Consider the following 17,870-nt stretch of genomic DNA (forward strand, 5'->3'; position numbering starts at 1 on the left):
ACCGCACGCGAGGGTGGCGTGCACCGGGGCTTCTGACACTCTGCTGCCATGTCACAGCAAGCGACGCCGGCGCGCACGGCCCGGCTGGGGAGGGTGTTCGGCCCGAAGCCGAGAGCGGTGGGCGGCGCGGTGCTGCTGCTCCCCGGCGGCGAGCCGGTCTCCAGCCGCAGGCCGTCCCCCGTGGTGGCGGCCGCCTCCGTACGCGCCCTGGGACACCGTCTCGGCCGCGCGGGCCGGACCGAGGGTCTCGCCACCCATGTCGTCCACTACCGCTACCGGGGCTGGAACGGCAGCGAGGCGCACCTCGCGCGTGACGCCACCTGGGCCGTGGACGAGATCGTGCGGCTCTACGGGGACGTCCCCGTGTGCCTGGCCGGTCTCGGCATGGGCGGCCGGGCGGCGCTGCGCGCGGGCGGCCACGAGGCCGTCAGCTCCGTACTGGCGCTGGCTCCCTGGCTGCCCGAGGAGGACGTGGCCGCGGCCCCCGAACCGGTGAAGCAGCTGGCCGGGCGGCAGGTGCTGATCGTGCACGGCACGCAGGACGCGCGGGCCGACCCGGAACTGTCCTTCCGGCTGGCGGCGCGGGTCAAGAAGGCGAACCGGAACGTGTGCCGCTTCGAAGTGCACGCCGACGGACACGGGTTGAACCAGTACCGAGGCGAAGTGCTGGCGCTGTGCGAGGACTTCATGATGGGGACGCTGTTCGGGCGGGCGTTCTCCCGTCCGGTGCAGGACGCCCTGGCGGCGCCCCCGCCCCTGGGGCTGCGGATGCCGCTGGCCTCGGGGTTCGGCGCGTCGTTACGCCGGTAGGCGGTAGACGGTGGGTGACGGGCGGCGGACCACAGGGGTGTTGTTCAGTCCGGGAGCAGGTGGCCCCTGCGCGACAGCAGGAACTTCTTGAAGGCGGCCACCGGCGGGGTGTCCGGGCGGCCGGCCAGCCAGGCGACGCCGATCTCGCGGGCCGCCCGCGGGGAGGTGACGGTCAGTTCCACCACCCCGGGGCGCGGCACGGCCGGCGGGGGCAGCAGGGCGACGCCCAGCCCTGCGGCCACCAGGCCCCGCAGGGTCTCCGCCTCCTCGCCCTCGAAGGCGACCCGGGGCCGGAAACCGGCCTGCGCGCAGAGTGCGTCGGTGATGCGGCGCAGGCCGTAACCGGGTTCCAGGGTCACGAAGGTCTCGTCGGCGGCCTCGGCGAGGCGGATGCGGCGGCGGCCGGCGAGCCGGTGGTCGGCGGGGACGACCAGGCGCAGTTTCTGCTCGTCCAGGCGGCGGGCGACGAGGTCGGGGGCGTCCGGGACCGGGGAGGTCAGGCACAGGTCGAGCTCGCCCGCGCGGAGGCCCTCCAGCATGGCGTCGCCGTGGTTCTGGACGAGGCTGAAGCGGATGCGCGGGTGGTCGGTGCGGAAGGCCTGCAGCAGGCCGGGCACGGTCTCGGCGCCCATGGTGTGCAGGAACCCGAAGGCGACCTTGCCGGTGGCCGGGTCGGCGTCGGCGCGCACCTCGTCGGCGGCCCGCTCGACCTCGGCGAGGGCGCGTTCGACGGAGGCGAGGAAGGTGCGGCCGGCGGGGGTCAGGGAGAGGGTGCGGCCGTGCCGGGCGAACAGGTCGACACCCAGGTCGTGTTCGAGGCGAACCATGGACCGGGAGAGCGTGGACTGCGGGACCTGCATCTCCTGGGCGGCCCGGGTGACGTGCTCCGTGCGGGCGACGCCGGCGAAGTGAACGAGACGTGGCGCGAGCAGCGCGACGATGTCTTCTGTGTCACCGGACGGTGACAGCTGACCCTGCGACCTCTGCTGATGCACCATGGGAACGATTATCGCGATTCCATGCATTGGACGGATGAGCGAGGCCCTCCTTAGGTTCGAGGCATGTCTTCCGTCAGTACCAGGGCGTCCACCCGCGTGGACGCCGGCCCGTCCGTCACTCCCCCTCCCTCCAGCGCTCCCTCCACCGCTCCCTCCGCCCCGGCCTCCCCGGGCGGCCCCGACTCCCGGATGGCCCCCGGCGGCCCCGGTTACCGGCGGATGAGCCTCGCCCTCTTCCTGGCGGGTGTCGCGACCTTCGCGCTGCTGTACTCCACCCAGGCCCTGCTGCCGCTGATCTCCGGGGACCTCGGGGTGAGCGCGGGCGACGCGAGCTGGACGGTGGCGGCGGCCACCGGCGGTCTGGCGCTGTTCGTCCTGCCGATGAGCGCGCTGTCGGAACGCTACGGACGCCGTACGGTCATGACGGCCTCCCTGGCCGTCGCGGTGACCGTCGGACTGCTGGTCCCCTTCGCCCCGTCGCTGGGCGCCCTGGTGGCGCTGCGGGCGCTCCAGGGGGCGGCCCTGGCCGGGGTGCCCGCGTCGGCGACCGCGTATCTCGCGGAGGAGGTCAGGCCCAGGGCCCTGGTGACCGCGATCGGACTGTTCGTCGCGGGCAACAGCGTCGGCGGGATGAGCGGCCGGGTCGTCACCGGATGGGTGGCGCAGGAGTGGGGCTGGCGGGTCGCCGTCGGCGTGGTCGGGGTGCTCGCGGTGGCGTGCGCGGTGGCGTTCCGGCTGCTGCTGCCGGCGCCGAGGCACTTCCGGCCGGGTTCGCTGCGCCCGCGCGTGCTGGCCGGCGCGGTCCGGAACCACCTCGCCAACCCGCTGCTGCGGCGCCTGTACGCGATCGGCGCGCTGTTCATGACGGTGTTCGGCGGGGTCTACACCGTGATCGGCTACCGCCTGAGCGAGGCGCCCTTCTCGCTCCCCCAGGGCGTCGTCGGCTCGATCTTCCTGGTCTACCTGGTCGGCACGGTGTCGGCGTCGGCGGCGGGGCCGCTGGTGAGCCGGCTGGGCCGCCGGGGCGCGCTGTACGCGGCGGGCGGGACCACCACGGCGGGCCTGCTGCTGTCCCTGGCCGGCTCGCTGTCCCTGATCCTGCTGGGCCTGGTGCTGATCACCGGAGGCTTCTTCGCGGGTCACGCGGTCGCGTCCTCGGCGGTCGGCCGGACGGCCACCGAGGGCCGCGCCCAGGCGTCGGCGCTGTACCAGTCCGCCTACTACGTCGGCTCCAGCGTGGGCAGCACGGTCGGCGCGCTCGCCTTCCACTCGGAGGGCTGGGCCGGAACGGTGGGGGTCGGCCTGGTGGCGGTGGCCGGCGTCGTGACCATCACGGTGCTGGGCACCCGGGCGGCCCGGGTGGAGCAGCGGCGGCTCGCCCTCGCGTGAGGCCGCGCACGCCCGGTCCGGTGGGCGGAGGATGTCGTTCCGCCCACTGAACCCACCTCTTCGACCTGCGCGTTCGTCCACTCGGAGGGCCGTTGTCAGTGGGCTGCGGTAGCTTCCGAAGTGCCGGGTGCGAAGGCGCACCGCGGACAGGCCACAGGGGTGGGTGGACGATGACGAACGGCACGGCGACGACGACCGGTCTCGACGCCAGGCTCGAGGCGCACCGCGTCGAGCTGACCGGGTACTGCTACCGGATGCTCGGTTCCTCCTTCGAGGCGGAGGACGCGGTGCAGGACACGATGGTCCGCGCCTGGCGCGGCTTCGAGAAGTTCGAGGGCCGTTCCAGCCTGCGCTCCTGGCTGTACCGCATCGCGACCAACGTCTGCCTGGACATGCTGACGGCGGGCAGCAAGCGCGCCCGGCCGATGGACCTGACGGAGTCGACCCCGCTGGCGCGGGCGGCCCTCTCGCCGCGGCCGGACCACACCTGGCTGGAGCCGATGCCGGACTCCCGGGTGCTGCCCACCGTCGAGGACCCGGCGGAGGCGGCGGTCGCCAAGGAGTCCGTGCGGCTCGCCTTCATGGCCGCGCTCCAGCAGCTGCCGCCCAGGCAGCGGGTGGTGCTGCTGCTGCGGGAGGTGCTGGCCTGGCGGGCGAGCGAGGTGGCGGAGCTGCTCGACACCTCGGTGGCGTCCGTCAACAGCGCGTTGCAGCGGGCCCGGGCGACGCTCGCGGAGCGGCGGCAGCCGGGCACCGACGCGTCCGTCTCCGACCCGCTGGACGAGGAGCAGCAGAAGCTCCTGGAGCGCTATGTGGCGGCGTTCGAGGGGTACGACATGACGGCGCTGACGGCGTTGCTGCACGAGGACGCCATCATGACGATGCCGCCGTTCGACCTGTGGCTGACCGGCACCGCCGACATCACGGGCTTCATGACGACGCTGGGCGCCTCCTGCGCGAACTCGCGGCTGCTGCCCCTCCGGGCCAACGGCCTGCCCGGGTTCGCCCACTACAAGCCGGACCCGGAGGCGGGCGGTTTCACGCCGTGGGCGGTCCAGGTGCTGGAGATCTCAGACGGCCGGATCACCGGGTTCCACTGCTTCCTCGACACCGGGCGCTGGTTCCCGCTGTTCGGGCTGCCCCTCCACCTCGAAGCGGAGGCCGACCAGGTCGAGCAGGGAGCATAGGGCGGGGTCGGGGTCGCGCAGCCGTATCCGCCCCCCGGTCCGGCGGGCCAGCAGCTGGAGACGGGCGAGCAGGTCCACGGCGGCGAGCCCCGGCGGCCCCAGCCCTCCCACGTCACAGACGACGATCCCGTCGCCCTGACCGCCGTCGCCGCCGTCCAGCAGTGCCCGCAGCGCATCGCTCGGCCCGCTCACCCCGTCCCGGGTGACGGGGCCGCGCAGCACGATCACGGGCGGTGTCCTGTCGTCCACGAGCGGTAGACCGGGCACGGGCGCGTAATTCATCGCGGCGTCCCGCCTGCGTGCGGGCACCTCCCCACCTGCAGGCGGACACCACGAAGATCATATTGACCCGGGCATGACCTTCCCGCGAGGGTTGGGTGTATGCGCCACAGACCCTCTCCCTCCGCGACCTCCGGTGCCCGCCGCCCCGGCGAGGAGCCGCCGTGCAGGGGGTGCTGAGCGGTTTCGCGGTGATCGCGGTGGTCATCGGCGTCGGCTATGTGATCGGCCGCCGGGGGTATCTGGGCCGGCAGGCCCACCAGGTGCTGACGAAGCTCGCCTTCCACGTGGCCTCACCGGCCCTGCTGTTCACCCTTCTCGCCGAGGCGGACCTGTCGGTGGTCTTCTCCGGCCGACTGCTGGTCACCGCGCTGAGCACGGCCGCGGTGGCAGGCGTCTTCGTCGCGGTGGGCGTGGTACGCCGCTGGGGCGTGGGCCGCACCACCATCGGCGCCCTGTGCTCCAGCTACGTCAACTCCGGCAACCTCGGCATCCCGATCGCCGTGTACGTCCTCGGCGACGCCTCGCTGGTGGCGCCGGTGCTGCTGTTCCAGCTCGTGATGGTCACCCCGGTCGCGCTGACGGTCCTGGACCTGGCGACCGCCGGGGAGAAGCTGCCGCTGTGGCAGCGGCTGCTCACCCCGCTGCGGAACCCGGTCGCGCTGGGCTCACTGGCGGGGGTGGCGGTGTCGGCGTCCGGACTGGAGATCCCCGGCCCGGTCATGGACCCGGTGACGCTGATCGGCAACATGGCGGTGCCGGCGGTCCTGCTCGCGTTCGGCATCTCGCTGCGCGGCAGCGCCCTGCCCCTGCGGGGCGGTGAGCGCGGTGCGGTGCTGCTCGCCGTGGCGCTGAAGTCGGTGGGCCAGCCGGTGGTCGCCTGGGCGCTGGCGGCGGGGGTCTTCGGGTTGCGCGGGGCGCAGCTGCTCGACGTGGTGGTGACCTCGGCGCTGCCGGCCGCGCAGAACATCTTCACGTACGCGAGCAGCTACCGCGTCGGCGAGACCCTGGCCCGGGAGGCGATCCTGGTGTCGACCCTGCTCTCGGTACCGGTATTGGTGGTGACGGCGACCCTCCTGGGGTGACTCAGGTCTCGGGGAACTCGCTGGTGTCGATGACGAGGTCGAACGGAGCGGGGAGCTTGATGGGCTCGCCGAACTTCACGAAGTCCAGCGGACGGTAGACATCACCCTGTGGTTCGCCGAAGAGCGTCACGGTCGGGCCGTCGGGAGCCCAGCGGTCGACGAGGAGGTACAGCGGGATGCCCGCTGTGGCATAGGCGGCGGGCTTACTGACGCGGTCGTGGCGCGCGTTGGACTTGGAGGTCACCTCGACGACGAGCTCGGCGAGGGCAGCGGGAATGTGGGTGTCCGACTCCGAGTCCGGTCGCCTCGGGGCCACCACGAGATCCGGGATGAGCATGCCCAGACGCGAAGGCACGGCGATCGCCAGTGTCTGGAAGATTCCCCAGTCCTCGGGGATCACGGAATAGAGGCGACGCTGGATTCCTTCCGCGATCAGGTTGTGGCGGTACGCGGGAGCAGGTGACACGGTGACGATCCCCTCGATGATCTCCACCTTGCTGCCCTCGGGCCATTCCATCTCCTCCCAGAACCGGACGAGGTCGTCCCAGCTCTGTTCGGGGTCCTGGCTCACGGTGAGTGCGCTCATGGCGGTCTCCAATCGGTGCGTCACCGACTACAGCATGCCGAACGGGGCCGGTGGTGGTCCACCGGCCCCGTTCGCCCAGAAGAGGGAACCGCAGGTCAGGCGATGCGTTCCCGGACCACCGGGGTGGCCGTGAAGGGGGTGCCGGGGGACGCGATGTCGTAGGAGTCCGTCACCGCGTCGAGGGCGTAGGCGAAGCGGTCCGGGGTGTCGGTGTGGAGGGTGAGGAGGGGCTGGCCCTCGGTGACCGTGTCGCCGGGCTTGGCGTGCAGTTCGACGCCGGCGCCCGCCTGCACCGGGTCCTCCTTGCGGGCGCGGCCCGCGCCGAGGCGCCAGGCGGCGACGCCGATGTCGTAGGCGTCCAGGCGGGTGAGGACGCCGGAGGCGGTCGCCGTCACCACGTGCTGTTCGCGCGCCGTCGGCAGGGGCGCGTCCGGGTCGCCGCCCTGGGCGGCGATCATGCGGCGCCAGACGTCCATCGCGGAGCCGTCGGCCAGGGCCTTCGCCGGGTCGGCGTCCTTGAGGCCGGCCGCGTCGAGCATCTCGCGGGCCAGGGCGAGGGTGAGTTCGACGACGTCGGCGGGGCCGCCGCCCGCCAGGACCTCCACCGACTCGCGGACCTCCAGGGCGTTGCCCGCGGTCAGGCCGAGCGGGGTCGACATGTCGGTGAGCAGGGCGACGGTCTTCACGCCGTGGTCGGTGCCGAGGCCGACCATCGTGGACGCCAGTTCGCGGGCGTCCTCCAGGGTCTTCATGAAGGCGCCGCTGCCCGCCTTCACGTCCAGGACCAGTGCGCCCGTGCCCTCGGCGATCTTCTTCGACATGATCGAGGAGGCGATCAGCGGGATCGCCTCGACGGTGCCGGTCACGTCGCGCAGGGCGTAGAGCTTCTTGTCGGCGGGGGCCAGTCCGTCGCCGGCCGCGCAGATGACGGCGCCCACGCCGTCCAGCACGGACAGCATCTCCTCGTTGGACAGCAGCGCGCGCCAGCCCGGGATCGCCTCCAGCTTGTCCAGGGTGCCGCCGGTGTGGCCGAGGCCCCTGCCGGAGAGCTGGGGGACGGCCGCACCGCAGGCCGCGACCAGCGGGGCCAGCGGCAGGGTGATCTTGTCGCCGACGCCGCCGGTGGAGTGCTTGTCGGTGGTGGGGCGGGACAGCGAGGAGAAGTCCATGCGCTCGCCGGAGGCGATCATCGCGGCCGTCCAGCGGGCGATCTCGGTCCGGTTCATGCCGTTGAGCAGGATCGCCATCGCGAGGGCCGACATCTGCTCGTCGGCCACCTCCCCGCGGGTGTACGCGTCGACGACCCAGTCGATCTGCTCGTCGCTGAGTTCGCCGCGGTCCCGCTTGGTGCGGATGACGGAGATGACGTCCATGGCCATGGCTGGCATTCCTTCCGGAGTGCGGAGAGTACGGCGCGGCCCCTCCGGCCGACGGTGGTGGCAGTCGACCGGAGGGGCCGCAGGGGGTTACTTGGCGAGGTGCTGCGGGCCGAAGGCCTGGGGCAGCATCCCGGACAGCGGCAGGACGCCCGCCGGGGTCTCCAGGAGCAGCTCGGGGCCGCCGAACTCGTACAGCAGTTGCCGGCACCGGCCGCACGGGACGAGGATCTCGCCGCCGCCGTCCACGCAGGTGAAGTGCGTGAGCCGGCCGCCCCCGGTGCGGTGCAGCTCCGAGACCAGCCCGCACTCGGCGCACAGGCCGAGCCCGTAGCTGGCGTTCTCGACGTTGCAGCCGGAGACCGTGCGTCCGTCGTCGACCAGGGCGGCGGCACCGACCGGGTAGCCCGAGTAGGGGACGTACGCGTGGGCCATGGCCTCGCGCGCGACCGCGCGCAGGGCCTCCCAGTCGACGTCGGCCGTGGTGGCCCCGGGCGGGGTCATCCGCCTTGCCCCTTCCGGTAGGGCAGCCCGTCCGCCTTCGGCATGCGCAGCCGCTGTGCGGACAGGGCGAGCACCACCAGGGTGATGACGTACGGCGTGGCGGAGACGACCTGGTTGGGGACCTCGTTGGTGCCGGCGTACCAGGCGTAGACGAGGGCGCCGACGACCAGGGTGACGAGCGCGTGCGCGTACTTCTTGCGGACCACCAGCCAGATCGCGCCGATGACCAGCAGCAGCGCGCCGAGCAACAGCAGCGCGTGCACGTTGGCGGAGCCGCCGCGCAGGTTGAGGCTGTCGGTGTAGCCGAAGAGGCCGGCGCCGATGGCGAGGCCGCCCGGCATCCAGTTGCCGAAGATCATCGCGGCGAGGCCGATGTAGCCGCGCCCGCTGACCTGGCCCTCCAGGTAGAAGGGGTTGGCGACGATGGACAGGAAGACACCGCCGAGGCCGGCCAGGGCACCGGAGATGATCACGGCGATGTACTTGTACTTGTAGACGTTGACGCCGAGGGACTCGGCGGCCACCGGGTTCTCGCCGCAGGAACGCAGTCGCAGGCCGAAGGCGGTGCGCCAGAGGATCCACCAGGTCGCGGGGACCAGCGCGAGGGCGACGAGGGTCAGCCAGGAGACGTTGGTGACCAGTCCGCCGAGCAGGCCGGCGATGTCGGAGACGAAGAACCAGCCCTTCTCGTTGAGGTCGCGCAGTCCGTCGGAGAGCCCCGGCACGGTGAAGTGGCCGAGCGACTCGATCGCCGGGGACTGCTTGGCGGAGCCGCCCTGGTGGCCCTCGAAGGCCAGCGGGGCGAGGTAGCGGGTGGCGCCGAGGGCGAGGATGTTGATGGCCACACCGGAGACGATGTGGTTGACGTTGAAGGTGACGGTGACGAAGGCGTGCAGCAGACCGCCGAGGGCGCCGCCGATGAGGCCGACGAGGACGCCGGTCCACGGGCCCCACTGGAAGCCGGCCCAGGCGCCGAACCAGGTGCCGAGGATCATCATGCCCTCGAGACCGATGTTGACGACGCCCGCGCGCTCGGCCCACAGACCGCCGAGTCCGGCGAGGCCGATGGGCACGGCCAGCTGGAGGGCGGTGGACATCTGGCTGACGTTGGTGATGCCGTCCGCGCCGGTGATGATGCGGACGATCGAGACCAGGGCCAGGGCGCCGGCGATGACCAGCAGCAGCACGGGCCACGACATGCGGCGGCCGGTGGGTGCCGCGGGCTGCAGCGAGGGCTGGTTGACGTCGGTCGCTGTGGTCGGAGCGGTCATCGGCCGGCCACCTCCTTCGTGGAGTTGTTGTCGGCGCCGAGGACGAGACCCGCGGCGAGTTCCGCGCCGACCCGGCGCTGCTGGCGGCGCAGGCCCCACTCGCGGACGGCCTCGTAGGAGACGACGACCGAGAGCACGATCAGGCCCTGCATGATGACCGCGATCTCCTTGTCGTAGCCGTGGAAGTCCAGCTCGGGCGAGGCCTTGTCGAGCCAGGCCCACAGCAGGGCGGCGAAGGCGATGCCGACCGGGCTGTTGCGGCCGAGCAGGGCGATGCCGATGCCGAGGAAGCCGATGCCGGTCGGGAAGTTCAGGCTGTAGGTGTGGGTGTCGCCGAGCAGGATGGGCAGGCCCGCGAGGCCCGCGAGACCGCCGGAGATCAGCATGGCGCTGAGCACCATGCGCTTGGGGTTGACCCCGCTGGCCGCGGCGGCGGTCTGCGAGGCGCCGGAGGCGCGCAGGTCGAAGCCGAAGCGGGTGCGGTTGAGGACGACCCAGTAGCCGATGCCGAGGAGCGCGGCGAGGACGACCAGGCCGTAGATCTCGCCGGCCTCGCCCATGTCGATGCCGGGGACCCAGCCGGACTCGTGCATCACGCCGGTGGTGTTGTTGTTGCCGACCTTGACGCCGAAGACGGTCGGCAGCCACAGGTAGCCGATCACGGAGGTCGCGATCGCGTTGAGCATGATCGTGGCGACGACCTCGCTGACCCCGCGGGTGACCTTGAGGACACCGGCGATGCCGGACCAGAAGGCGCCGGTGAGCACGGCGGTGAGCAGCAGCAGCGGGATCTGCAGGGCGGCCGGCAGGTTGGCGTGGGCGCCGACGATGGCGGCCATCATGGCGGCGAGTTGGTACTGGCCGTCGACACCGATGTTGAAGAGGTTCATCCGGAAGCCGATGGCCACCGCGAGGGCCGCGATGTAGTACATCGAGGCCTGGTTGATGATCAGGACCTGGATGTCGGAGAACATCGCCTGTTCGAACATCAGGGCGAACGGCTCGACCGGGCTCTTGCCCGAGGCGAGCAGCACGATCGCGCTGAGCACGAAGGCCACGGCGAGCGCGATGACCGGGCCGGCCACCGCGAGGAGCACGCGCTCCTTGTCGAACTTCTTCATCAGCGGGCCTCGTCTTCCGGAGACCGGGGGGCGTCGGCCCGGGTCTCGGGGGTCTCTTCGTGTTCGAGGTGTCCGGTGGCCGCACCCGTCATGGCGGTGCCGAGCTCCTCCGGGGTGATGGTCGTGGGGTCGGCGTCCGCGACCAGCCTGCCGTCGTAGATCACCCGGAGGGTGTCGGACAGACCGATCAGCTCGTCCAGGTCGGCGGAGATCAGGAGAACGGCGAGGCCCTCGCGGCGTGCTTCCCGGATGTGGTCCCAGATCGCGGCCTGCGCGCCGACGTCCACACCGCGGGTGGGGTGGGAGGCGATCAGGAAGCGGGGCCGGTGGCTCATCTCCCGGCCGATGATCAGCTTCTGCTGGTTGCCGCCGGAGAGGGAGGCGGCGGTGACGTCGATGCCGGGGGTGCGCACGTCGTACTTCCTGACGATGCGGCGGGTGTCCTTCTGGGCGGCCTTCAGGTCCAGCCAGACGCCCTTGGCGTTGGGCTTCTCCGTGACGTGGCCGAGGATACGGTTCTCCCAGAGGGGGGACTCGAGCAGCAGCCCGTGGCGGTGCCGGTCCTCGGGGATGTAGCCGATGCCCTCTTCGCGCCGCCGGCGGGTGGGCCAGGCGGTGATCTCCTCGTCGGCCAGCCGGATGACACCGGAGTCGGTGGTCCGCAGGCCGATGAGCGCGTCGACCAGTTCGGTCTGGCCGTTGCCCTCGACGCCGGCGATGCCGAGGATCTCGCCCTCGTGGATGGTGAAGCTGATGTCGTCGAGCAGGGCCTTGCCGCTGGCGGCCGCCAGGCGCAGCCTGTCGACGGTGAGCACCGGGCGGTCGGTGACCGTGGACTCGGCGGTCTGCGGCGTGGGCAGTTCGCTGCCGACCATCATCTCGGCGAGCTCGCGCGGGGTGGTCTCGGCGGGCACGGCGGTGCCGACGGTGGTGCCGCGGCGGATGACGGTGATGTCGTCGGCCACGGAGAGGACTTCGCCCAGCTTGTGGGAGATGAAGATGACCGACAGGCCCTCCGCCTTGAGCTCGCGCAGGTTGTCGAAGAGCGCGTCGACCTCCTGCGGGACCAGGACGGCGGTGGGCTCGTCGAGGATCAGCGTGGTGGCGCCGCGGTAGAGGACCTTGAGGATCTCCACGCGCTGGCGGGCGGCGACACCGAGCTCCTCGACCAGCAGGTCGGGGCGCACGCCGAGGCCGTAGCGGTCGGAGATCTCCTTGATCCTGCGCCGGGCCTTCGCGCCGATGCCGTACAGCTTCTCGCTGCCGAGCACCACGTTCTCCAGGACCGTGAGGTTGTCGGCGAGCATGAAGTGCTGGTGGACCATGCCGATGCCGCGGACGATGGCGTCGGCCGGCGAGGAGAAGGCGACCTGCTCGCCGTGGATCGCGATGGTGCCCTCGTCCGGCTTCTGCATGCCGTAGAGGATCTTCATCAGCGTCGACTTGCCGGCCCCGTTCTCACCGACGAGGGCGTGCACGGTGCCTTTGCGGACCGTGAGGTGGATGTCGTGGTTGGCCACGACGCCCGGGAAACGCTTCGTGATCCCGGTGAGCTCGACGGCGGTCACCGATTCGTTGACCGCAGCGGCCGGGGGGCTGCTGGACGCGTTGATGGCGCACTCCTGGGGACGGGGGTCGTCTACGCGCGTAGCGCCCCGACGGCATCAAAAGGGGCGGCGCACCGAACAGACAGGGTGCGGGGAGCTTACTCCCCGCACCCCGTCGAGCGGTCGCAGCCCCAGGGGTTACACGTTGCTCAGGACTTGCGGGCTCAGCTCGACTTGACCTTGATCTTGCCGCTGATGATGTCCTTCTTGGCCGTCTCGATGACGTCCTGGAGCTTGGCGTTGTCCGCGAACTTCGGGTTCGAGTTCGACAGGCTCACCTCGCCCGACTTCAGGTCGCCCGTGAGGACACCGGTCCGGGGGCTGCGGTCCTCGACCGACTGCGCCAGCTTGTACACGGACTTGGCGACGTCCTTCATCGCCGAGGTGAGGATCCAGTCCTTGTACTTCGCCAGGGCTTCATGCTGGTACTGGTCGGAGTCCACACCGATCGCCCAGACCTTGTTGGCGGCGGCGGCCTGGATGACTCCCTGACCGGACAGACCGGCCGCCGCGTAGACGACGTCGGCCTTCTTCTCGATCTGGCCCTCGGCGGCGGCCTTGCCCTTGTCCGGGCTGGAGAAGCCACCCTCCTCGGCGGTCTGCGTGAGGAACTGCGAGATGACCTTGACGTCCGGGTTCGTGTCCTTGACGCCCTGCTCGAAGCCGGCCCGGAACTTGTGGATCAGCGGGATGTCCACACCGCCCACGAAGCCGACCGTCTTCGTCTTGGTGGTCTCGGCGGCGGCGACACCGGCGAGGTAGGAGGCCTCCTCCTCGGCGAAGACCAGGTCGGCCACGTTGTCGGCCTCGACGGTGGAGTCGTCGACGATGCCGAAGGTGGTGTCCGGGTACTTCTCCGCGGCCTGCTTCACCGCGGAGGAGTAGAGGTAGCCGATGCCGATGACGGGGTCGTAGCCCTGCTTGGCCAGCGAGGTCAGCCGCTGCACCTTGTCCGCGTCGGTCTCACCGTCGGTGGGCTCGACGTCGGTGGTCTTGTAGCCGAACTCCTTCTTCGCCTGCTGCAGGCCCGCGTACGCGGCGTCGTTGAAGGACTGGTCACCCCGGCCGCCGACGTCGTACGCGATGGCGATGCCCTTGTCGCCCTCGGACTCCGACGAACCGGAGGAGGTCGAGGTACCGCCGCAGGCGGAGAGCGCGAGGGCCAGAGAGGCGGTCGCTGCGCCTGCGACCGTGATCCGGGAAAACCGGCGCATGTGGGGTGCTCCTTCGTACAAGCGCCGGAAGATTCGGCTACGGCGCTGCTCGCCGCAGATTAACGCGCGTAGACCTCCCAGGAAAACCCTTCTGTCCACCTTGTTATGGGCTCGTGGCCGATCCGCCTCCCCGCCCCACCTCACCGTTTCCGATCGCAAACAGAGGAGGAGCCGTGCGCGGTACGGGAGTTGACGCAGCCGGGCGGGCACCTGTTCAGGTGCCCGCCCGGTGCTCGACGCGACGGTCGACGTTCCCGTATTGCCGGCCGCTATCGTCGGCCGACCCTGATCACCCGGATCACCCGAGTTACTCAGATCACTCCGACTTGACCTTGATGGAGCCGTCGACGATGCCTTCCTTGGCCTTGGCCACGGCGTCCGTCAGACCCTCGATCTCGGCCATCTTCGGGTTGCTCTCGGAGAGGCCGACGCCGTCCACCTTCAGGTCGAAGACCTGGGTGCCGGTCCGCGGCTTGCCGTCCTCGACGGACTTGGCGAGGGCGTACACCGAACCGCCGACCTCCTTGGTGGCGGAGGTGAGGATGAAGTCCTTGTACCCGGCGAGGGCTTCCTGCTGGTACTGGTCGGAGTCGACGCCGATCGCCCAGACCTTCGCCTTGGCGGCGGCCTCGACCACGCCCTGCCCGGAGAGACCGGCCGCCTGGTAGACGACGTCGGCCTTCTTCTCGATCTGGCCCTCGGCGGCGGCCTTGCCCTTGTCCGGGCTGGAGAAGCCACCCTCCTCGGCGGTCTGCGTGAGGAACTGCGAGATGACCTTGACCTTCGGGTCGGTGTCCTTGACACCCTGCTCGAAGCCGGCCCGGAACTTGTGGATCAGCGGGATGTCCACACCGCCCACGAAGCCGACCGTCTTCGTCTCGGTGGCCTTGGCGGCGGCGACACCGGCGAGGTAGGAGGCCTCCTCCTCGGCGAACACGAGGGAGGCGACGTTCTCGCCCTCGACCACGGAGTCGACGATGCCGAAGGTGGTGTCCGGGTACTTCTCGGCCACGGCCTCCAACGCCGCCGTGTAGGCGAAGCCGACGCCGATGACGGGGTTGTAGCCCTGCTTGGCGAGCGAGGTCAGGCGCTGCTCCTTGTCCGCGTCGGTCTCGCCGTCGGTGGGCTCGATGTCGGCGGTCTTGTAGCCGAACTCCTTCTCCGCCTGCTGCAGGCCCGCGTACGCGGCGTCGTTGAAGGACTGGTCGCCCTTGCCGCCGATGTCGTAGGCGATGGCGAGGCCGAGGTCTTTCTTGGTGTCGCCGCTGTCGCCCTTGCTGCCACTGTCACTGCTGGTGCCGCCGCAGGCCGTGGCGGCGAGTGCGAGCGACGCGACGCCCACCGCGACGCGAGTCAGTCTGGATATCCGACGCATCTGAAGTTCCCCATTCCGCAAAGCCCCGCATCGGGTGCTCGGTCCGGCGCAGATTAACGCGCGTAGACACTCCTGGGAACGGGGGGTCGCGGGGCTGTTATCCATTCGTGCCGCCACCGTGGCACGCGCACCCCCGCGCCCCTCCCCCGTCGCACGCGCGGGCGGAGCGCGGGGGAGAGCTCGAGTGGAGCACAAGGGGAACTCAAAGGGAACTCAAGTGGAAGAGAACCAGGGGCAGTTACCGCAGGGCGTCCAGCAGGGCGGCGGCGGTGAAGAGTTCGACTCCGACGGTGATGGCGTGCTCGTCGACGTCGAAGTCGCCCTGGTGCAGATCACGCACGGTGCGCTCGCCCGGAGGGCGGACCCCGAGACGGGCCATGGCACCGGGAACCCGCTCCAGGTACCAGGAGAAGTCCTCGCCGCCGAGACTCTGCTCGGTGCTCTCCACGGAGTCCGAGCCGCGCCGGGCGATCATGGCGTCCCGCAGGAGCTCGGTGACACCACCCTCGTTGACCACCGGCGGGACCCCGCGCACGTAGTTGATCTCCGACTTGGCACCGTGCAGGTTGGCCACCTCGTCGATCGCGGCGACCACGAGGTCGGGGGCCAGCAGCCAGGTGTTCAGGTCGAGGCAGCGCACGGTGCCGGAGAGTTCGGCGTGCTGCGGGATGACGTTGGGCGCGTGGCCCGACTCGATCCTGCCCCAGGTCACGGCGAGCCCGCTGCGGCTGTCGACCCGCCGGCCCACCAGGGCGGGCACGTCGGTGACGACCCGGGCGGCGGCGGTGACCAGGTCGGTGGTCAGATGCGGGCGGGCGGTGTGGCCGCCGGGGCCGTCCAGGGCGATCTCCAGACGGTCGCAGGCGGAGGTGATGGGGCCCTGGCGCAGCCCGATCCGCCCGGCGTCGACCCGGGGGTCGCAGTGCACGGCGATGATCCGCCCGACCCCGTCGAGCGCGCCGTCCACGATGGCCTCGGAGGCGCCGCCGGGCAGCACCTCCTCGGCGGGCTGGAAGATCAGCCGCACCGGCCGGGGCAGCAGGCCCTGGCGGTGCAGTTCGGCGAGGACCAGCCCGGCGCCCAGCACCACGGTGGTGTGCACGTCGTGGCCGCAGGCGTGCGCGCGGTCGGGCACGGTGGAGCGGTACGGGCACCCGGTCTTCATGTCGGGGATGGGCAGGCCGTCGATGTCGGCGCGCAGGGCGAGTATGCCCGTGTCCGTGCCGATGTCCGCGGGTGTGTCGATGTCCGCGGGTGCGTCGGCGGCGATGCCGGTGTCGTCCGTCACCCCGATGTCACAGATGATCCCGGTTCCGCTGGAGAGCACGCGGGGCGCGAGGCCGGCCCGCTCGAGCCGCTCCTTGATCGCCGCGGTGGTGCGGAACTCCTGGTTGCCCAGCTCGGGGTGCATGTGCAGGTCGCGCCGGAACGCGATGAGCTCGGTGCGCAGCATCTCAGGGAGGGCGCCCGGAAGCACCGCCCCTCCGGGCAGATCGACCTCGGACTCCAGTGACATCAGTTGCTTCACCCTTTGAAGGGTAGGACGCCGGGGCGGTCCGCTGCTCCCCGATCAAGAAAAATCAGCCCGTCAGGGGAAGAAAAACCGGCGGCCCCGCGCATAGCCGTATATCGGGATGGGTAAACTTGCCGCTCTTGCGCGGAGCATGAGGCCACCCGGCCCGCCGGTGCGTGACATCGGTCACAGCGGCTGTTCCGCTGTGCTTCCGTCGTCGCTCCGCCGCTCTCCGGCACCTTTTTCACCGCACTTCACCTCTCCTCGGTGTACCACGCATCGCCCGGGGCACGCCGACCGGTTCAGGTGCCGGACCCGGCGTCCGCGCCATCGCCGCCGCCCACGCGTACGGGTGAAAGCGTCTCCGTGGCCCCGGGTTCCGCCGATAGGGTGCGGGGCCATGCGCGCCGATCCGCCGGAGTTCCTCCGCGCCACCCGTGTCTCGTACGACGCCATTGCCGACGAGTACACCGACCGGTTCGCCGACGGACTGGCCGATCTGCCCCTGGAACGCGCCCTGCTCACGGCCTTCGCGGAGCTCGCCCGGACCGCCGGGGCGGGCGAGGGGACCACCCGGCTGCCGGTCGCCGACCTCGGCAGCGGTCCCGGACACGTGACCGCGCGGCTGCACCGGCTCGGCCTGCCGGTCTTCGGGGTCGACCTCTCCCCCCGCATGGTGGCCCTGGCTCACGCGGCACATCCGGGTCTGCGGTTCCACGTGGGCTCCATGACCGCGCTGGACCTGCCGGCCGGGACGCTGGGCGGCATCGTGGCGCTGTACTCGGTCATCCACATCCCCGACGACCACCTCACCGGCCTCTTCGCCGAGTTCCACCGCGTCCTGGCACCCGGCGCCCCGGTCCTGCTGGCCTTCCAGACGGGCGACGAGGACGGCGGCCTGCACCTGGACGAGCGTTTCGGCCACCCCGTCTCCCTGGACTACCACTGGCGCTCCCCCGCCACCGTCATCACCCACCTGACCGAGGCGGGCCTGGAACTCACCGCCCAGACCCTGCGCGAGCCGACCCCCGACGAAAAACGCCCCCGCGCCCTCCTCCTGGCCCGCAGACCGGAGACGGCACAAGACTGACGTCGGCCCGGCCTTCACTCAGGCGGCACGAACCCCCGTGATCCGACAATCGACGGTGGCTCTTCAGCACCTCGTCCGGCATGGGCCGCGGCCTATGTACCCAAGCCGGGAACGCCTTCCATCGGTCAATATGGGGCAGGCCCGGGGTGACAGCTGGAAAAGCCCCCGGTCTACGGAAACGACGCGTACCAGACTGGCGACATGAGCACTGAAGCACTGCACCTGACCGCCGCGATCACCCACGAGGGCGACTGGTACGTGGCACGCTGCCCCCAGGTCGAGGTCACCTCGCAGGGAGAAACCATCGAGGAGTCCCTGGAGAACCTCCGCGAGGCACTGGAACTGCACTTCGAGGAGGCGCCTGCCCCGAGGTCACCGACGTGATCACCGCGCCCGTCGAAATCCGGCGCGCCGCATGAGTCCTGCCGTCCCCTCCGGCCTCTACGGCCCGGCTGCCGCGAAGGC

17 protein-coding genes are annotated in these 17,870 nt (G+C 71.1%); 6 read left to right on the plus strand and 11 right to left on the minus strand.

What is annotated here, in order from left to right; translation table 11 throughout:
* The first annotated feature begins 48 nt into the window (after window positions 1-48).
* Window positions 49-810, plus strand: a complete 762-nt coding sequence (locus tag PYS65_RS13895; RefSeq protein ID WP_279334278.1) for an alpha/beta hydrolase — start codon at window positions 49-51, stop codon at window positions 808-810.
* Window positions 811-854: 44 nt separating this feature from the next.
* Here the strand turns inward: PYS65_RS13895 and PYS65_RS13900 are convergent, their stop codons facing one another.
* A complete protein-coding gene (locus PYS65_RS13900; RefSeq protein ID WP_279334279.1) occupies window positions 855-1,808 on the minus strand; it encodes a LysR family transcriptional regulator in 954 nt (317 codons plus the stop codon).
* A gap of 63 nt (window positions 1,809-1,871) precedes the next feature.
* Between PYS65_RS13900 and PYS65_RS13905 the strand changes: the two genes are divergently transcribed.
* Both PYS65_RS13905 and PYS65_RS13910 read left to right on the plus strand, forming a co-directional pair.
* The gene (locus tag PYS65_RS13905; RefSeq protein ID WP_279334280.1) at window positions 1,872-3,197 is read left to right on the plus strand and encodes an MFS transporter; all 1,326 of its coding nucleotides are present in this window, start codon (window positions 1,872-1,874) and stop codon (window positions 3,195-3,197) included.
* Between the two features lie 170 nt (window positions 3,198-3,367).
* Window positions 3,368-4,384 carry a sigma-70 family RNA polymerase sigma factor gene (locus PYS65_RS13910; protein WP_279334281.1) on the plus strand — a complete coding sequence of 339 codons (1,017 nt, stop codon included), beginning with the start codon at window positions 3,368-3,370 and terminating at the stop codon, window positions 4,382-4,384.
* Here the strand turns inward: PYS65_RS13910 and PYS65_RS13915 are convergent.
* Window positions 4,268-4,666 (minus strand): STAS domain-containing protein, encoded by a 399-nt coding sequence (locus PYS65_RS13915; protein ID WP_279337945.1) that lies wholly within the window; start codon window positions 4,664-4,666, stop codon window positions 4,268-4,270. The genes PYS65_RS13910 and PYS65_RS13915 overlap by 117 nt on opposite strands.
* Window positions 4,667-4,827: 161 nt before the next feature.
* Between PYS65_RS13915 and PYS65_RS13920 the strand changes: the two genes are divergently transcribed.
* A complete protein-coding gene (locus PYS65_RS13920; protein WP_279334282.1) occupies window positions 4,828-5,748 on the plus strand; it encodes an AEC family transporter in 921 nt (306 codons plus the stop codon).
* 1 nt (window position 5,749) lies between these two features.
* Here PYS65_RS13920 and PYS65_RS13925 read toward each other — a convergent pair whose 3' ends face one another.
* From PYS65_RS13925 to PYS65_RS13965, 9 genes are all read right to left on the minus strand, one after another.
* Entirely contained in the window at window positions 5,750-6,334 is a 585-nt protein-coding gene (locus PYS65_RS13925) for a Uma2 family endonuclease (RefSeq protein WP_279334283.1), read from the minus strand.
* A gap of 95 nt (window positions 6,335-6,429) precedes the next feature.
* On the minus strand, window positions 6,430-7,707 hold the full coding sequence (locus tag PYS65_RS13930; RefSeq protein ID WP_279337946.1) for a thymidine phosphorylase: 1,278 nt from the start codon (window positions 7,705-7,707) through the stop codon (window positions 6,430-6,432).
* Window positions 7,708-7,800: 93 nt separating this feature from the next.
* Window positions 7,801-8,214, minus strand: coding sequence for a cytidine deaminase (locus PYS65_RS13935; RefSeq protein ID WP_279334284.1), 414 nt, complete (start codon window positions 8,212-8,214; stop codon window positions 7,801-7,803).
* A complete protein-coding gene (locus tag PYS65_RS13940) occupies window positions 8,211-9,485 on the minus strand; it encodes an ABC transporter permease (RefSeq protein WP_279334285.1) in 1,275 nt (424 codons plus the stop codon). Before PYS65_RS13940 ends, PYS65_RS13935 begins: the two co-directional genes overlap by 4 nt.
* Window positions 9,482-10,606: an ABC transporter permease gene (locus PYS65_RS13945; protein WP_279334286.1), complete on the minus strand. Its 1,125-nt coding sequence runs from the start codon at window positions 10,604-10,606 to the stop codon at window positions 9,482-9,484. The genes PYS65_RS13940 and PYS65_RS13945 overlap by 4 nt, the downstream gene beginning before the upstream one ends.
* On the minus strand, window positions 10,606-12,174 hold the full coding sequence (locus PYS65_RS13950) for an ABC transporter ATP-binding protein (RefSeq protein ID WP_279334287.1): 1,569 nt from the start codon (window positions 12,172-12,174) through the stop codon (window positions 10,606-10,608). The genes PYS65_RS13945 and PYS65_RS13950 overlap by 1 nt, the downstream gene beginning before the upstream one ends.
* A gap of 203 nt (window positions 12,175-12,377) precedes the next feature.
* Entirely contained in the window at window positions 12,378-13,427 is a 1,050-nt protein-coding gene (locus tag PYS65_RS13955) for a BMP family lipoprotein (RefSeq protein ID WP_279334288.1), read from the minus strand.
* Window positions 13,428-13,743: 316 nt separating this feature from the next.
* The gene (locus PYS65_RS13960) at window positions 13,744-14,802 is read right to left on the minus strand and encodes a BMP family lipoprotein (RefSeq protein WP_279334289.1); all 1,059 of its coding nucleotides are present in this window, start codon (window positions 14,800-14,802) and stop codon (window positions 13,744-13,746) included.
* A 238-nt stretch (window positions 14,803-15,040) separates the two neighbouring features.
* Window positions 15,041-16,318: an amidohydrolase gene (locus PYS65_RS13965; protein ID WP_279337947.1), complete on the minus strand. Its 1,278-nt coding sequence runs from the start codon at window positions 16,316-16,318 to the stop codon at window positions 15,041-15,043.
* A gap of 397 nt (window positions 16,319-16,715) precedes the next feature.
* Here PYS65_RS13965 and PYS65_RS13970 point away from each other — a divergent pair, with 397 nt between their 5' ends.
* Together PYS65_RS13970 and PYS65_RS13975 are read left to right on the plus strand one after the other, a co-directional pair.
* On the plus strand, window positions 16,716-17,405 hold the full coding sequence (locus PYS65_RS13970) for a class I SAM-dependent DNA methyltransferase (RefSeq protein ID WP_279334290.1): 690 nt from the start codon (window positions 16,716-16,718) through the stop codon (window positions 17,403-17,405).
* Window positions 17,406-17,606: 201 nt separating this feature from the next.
* Window positions 17,607-17,789, plus strand: a complete 183-nt coding sequence (locus tag PYS65_RS13975; protein ID WP_279334291.1) for a type II toxin-antitoxin system HicB family antitoxin — start codon at window positions 17,607-17,609, stop codon at window positions 17,787-17,789.
* The last annotated feature ends 81 nt before the right edge of the window (window positions 17,790-17,870 follow it).

This window comes from Streptomyces cathayae (genome assembly GCF_029760955.1).
Classification (GTDB): domain Bacteria; phylum Actinomycetota; class Actinomycetes; order Streptomycetales; family Streptomycetaceae; genus Streptomyces; species Streptomyces cathayae.

Excerpts from the sequence above, each read along its gene's own strand:
- PYS65_RS13955 (WP_279334288.1), bottom strand. The coding sequence starts at position 13,427 with ATGCGCCGGTTTTCCCGGATCACGGTCGCAGGCGCAGCGACCGCCTCT.
- PYS65_RS13960 (WP_279334289.1), bottom strand. The coding sequence starts at position 14,802 with ATGCGTCGGATATCCAGACTGACTCGCGTCGCGGTGGGCGTCGCGTCG.
- PYS65_RS13965 (WP_279337947.1), bottom strand. The coding sequence starts at position 16,318 with ATGTCACTGGAGTCCGAGGTCGATCTGCCCGGAGGGGCGGTGCTTCCG.
- PYS65_RS13915 (WP_279337945.1), bottom strand. The coding sequence starts at position 4,666 with ATGAATTACGCGCCCGTGCCCGGTCTACCGCTCGTGGACGACAGGACA.
- PYS65_RS13905 (WP_279334280.1), top strand. The coding sequence starts at position 1,872 with ATGTCTTCCGTCAGTACCAGGGCGTCCACCCGCGTGGACGCCGGCCCG.
- PYS65_RS13970 (WP_279334290.1), top strand. The coding sequence starts at position 16,716 with ATGCGCGCCGATCCGCCGGAGTTCCTCCGCGCCACCCGTGTCTCGTAC.
- PYS65_RS13910 (WP_279334281.1), top strand. The coding sequence starts at position 3,368 with ATGACGAACGGCACGGCGACGACGACCGGTCTCGACGCCAGGCTCGAG.
- PYS65_RS13930 (WP_279337946.1), bottom strand. The coding sequence starts at position 7,707 with ATGGACGTCATCTCCGTCATCCGCACCAAGCGGGACCGCGGCGAACTC.
- PYS65_RS13900 (WP_279334279.1), bottom strand. The coding sequence starts at position 1,808 with ATGGTGCATCAGCAGAGGTCGCAGGGTCAGCTGTCACCGTCCGGTGAC.
- PYS65_RS13895 (WP_279334278.1), top strand. The coding sequence starts at position 49 with ATGTCACAGCAAGCGACGCCGGCGCGCACGGCCCGGCTGGGGAGGGTG.
- PYS65_RS13940 (WP_279334285.1), bottom strand. The coding sequence starts at position 9,485 with ATGACCGCTCCGACCACAGCGACCGACGTCAACCAGCCCTCGCTGCAG.
- PYS65_RS13925 (WP_279334283.1), bottom strand. The coding sequence starts at position 6,334 with ATGAGCGCACTCACCGTGAGCCAGGACCCCGAACAGAGCTGGGACGAC.
- PYS65_RS13975 (WP_279334291.1), top strand. The coding sequence starts at position 17,607 with ATGAGCACTGAAGCACTGCACCTGACCGCCGCGATCACCCACGAGGGC.
- PYS65_RS13935 (WP_279334284.1), bottom strand. The coding sequence starts at position 8,214 with ATGACCCCGCCCGGGGCCACCACGGCCGACGTCGACTGGGAGGCCCTG.
- PYS65_RS13945 (WP_279334286.1), bottom strand. The coding sequence starts at position 10,606 with ATGAAGAAGTTCGACAAGGAGCGCGTGCTCCTCGCGGTGGCCGGCCCG.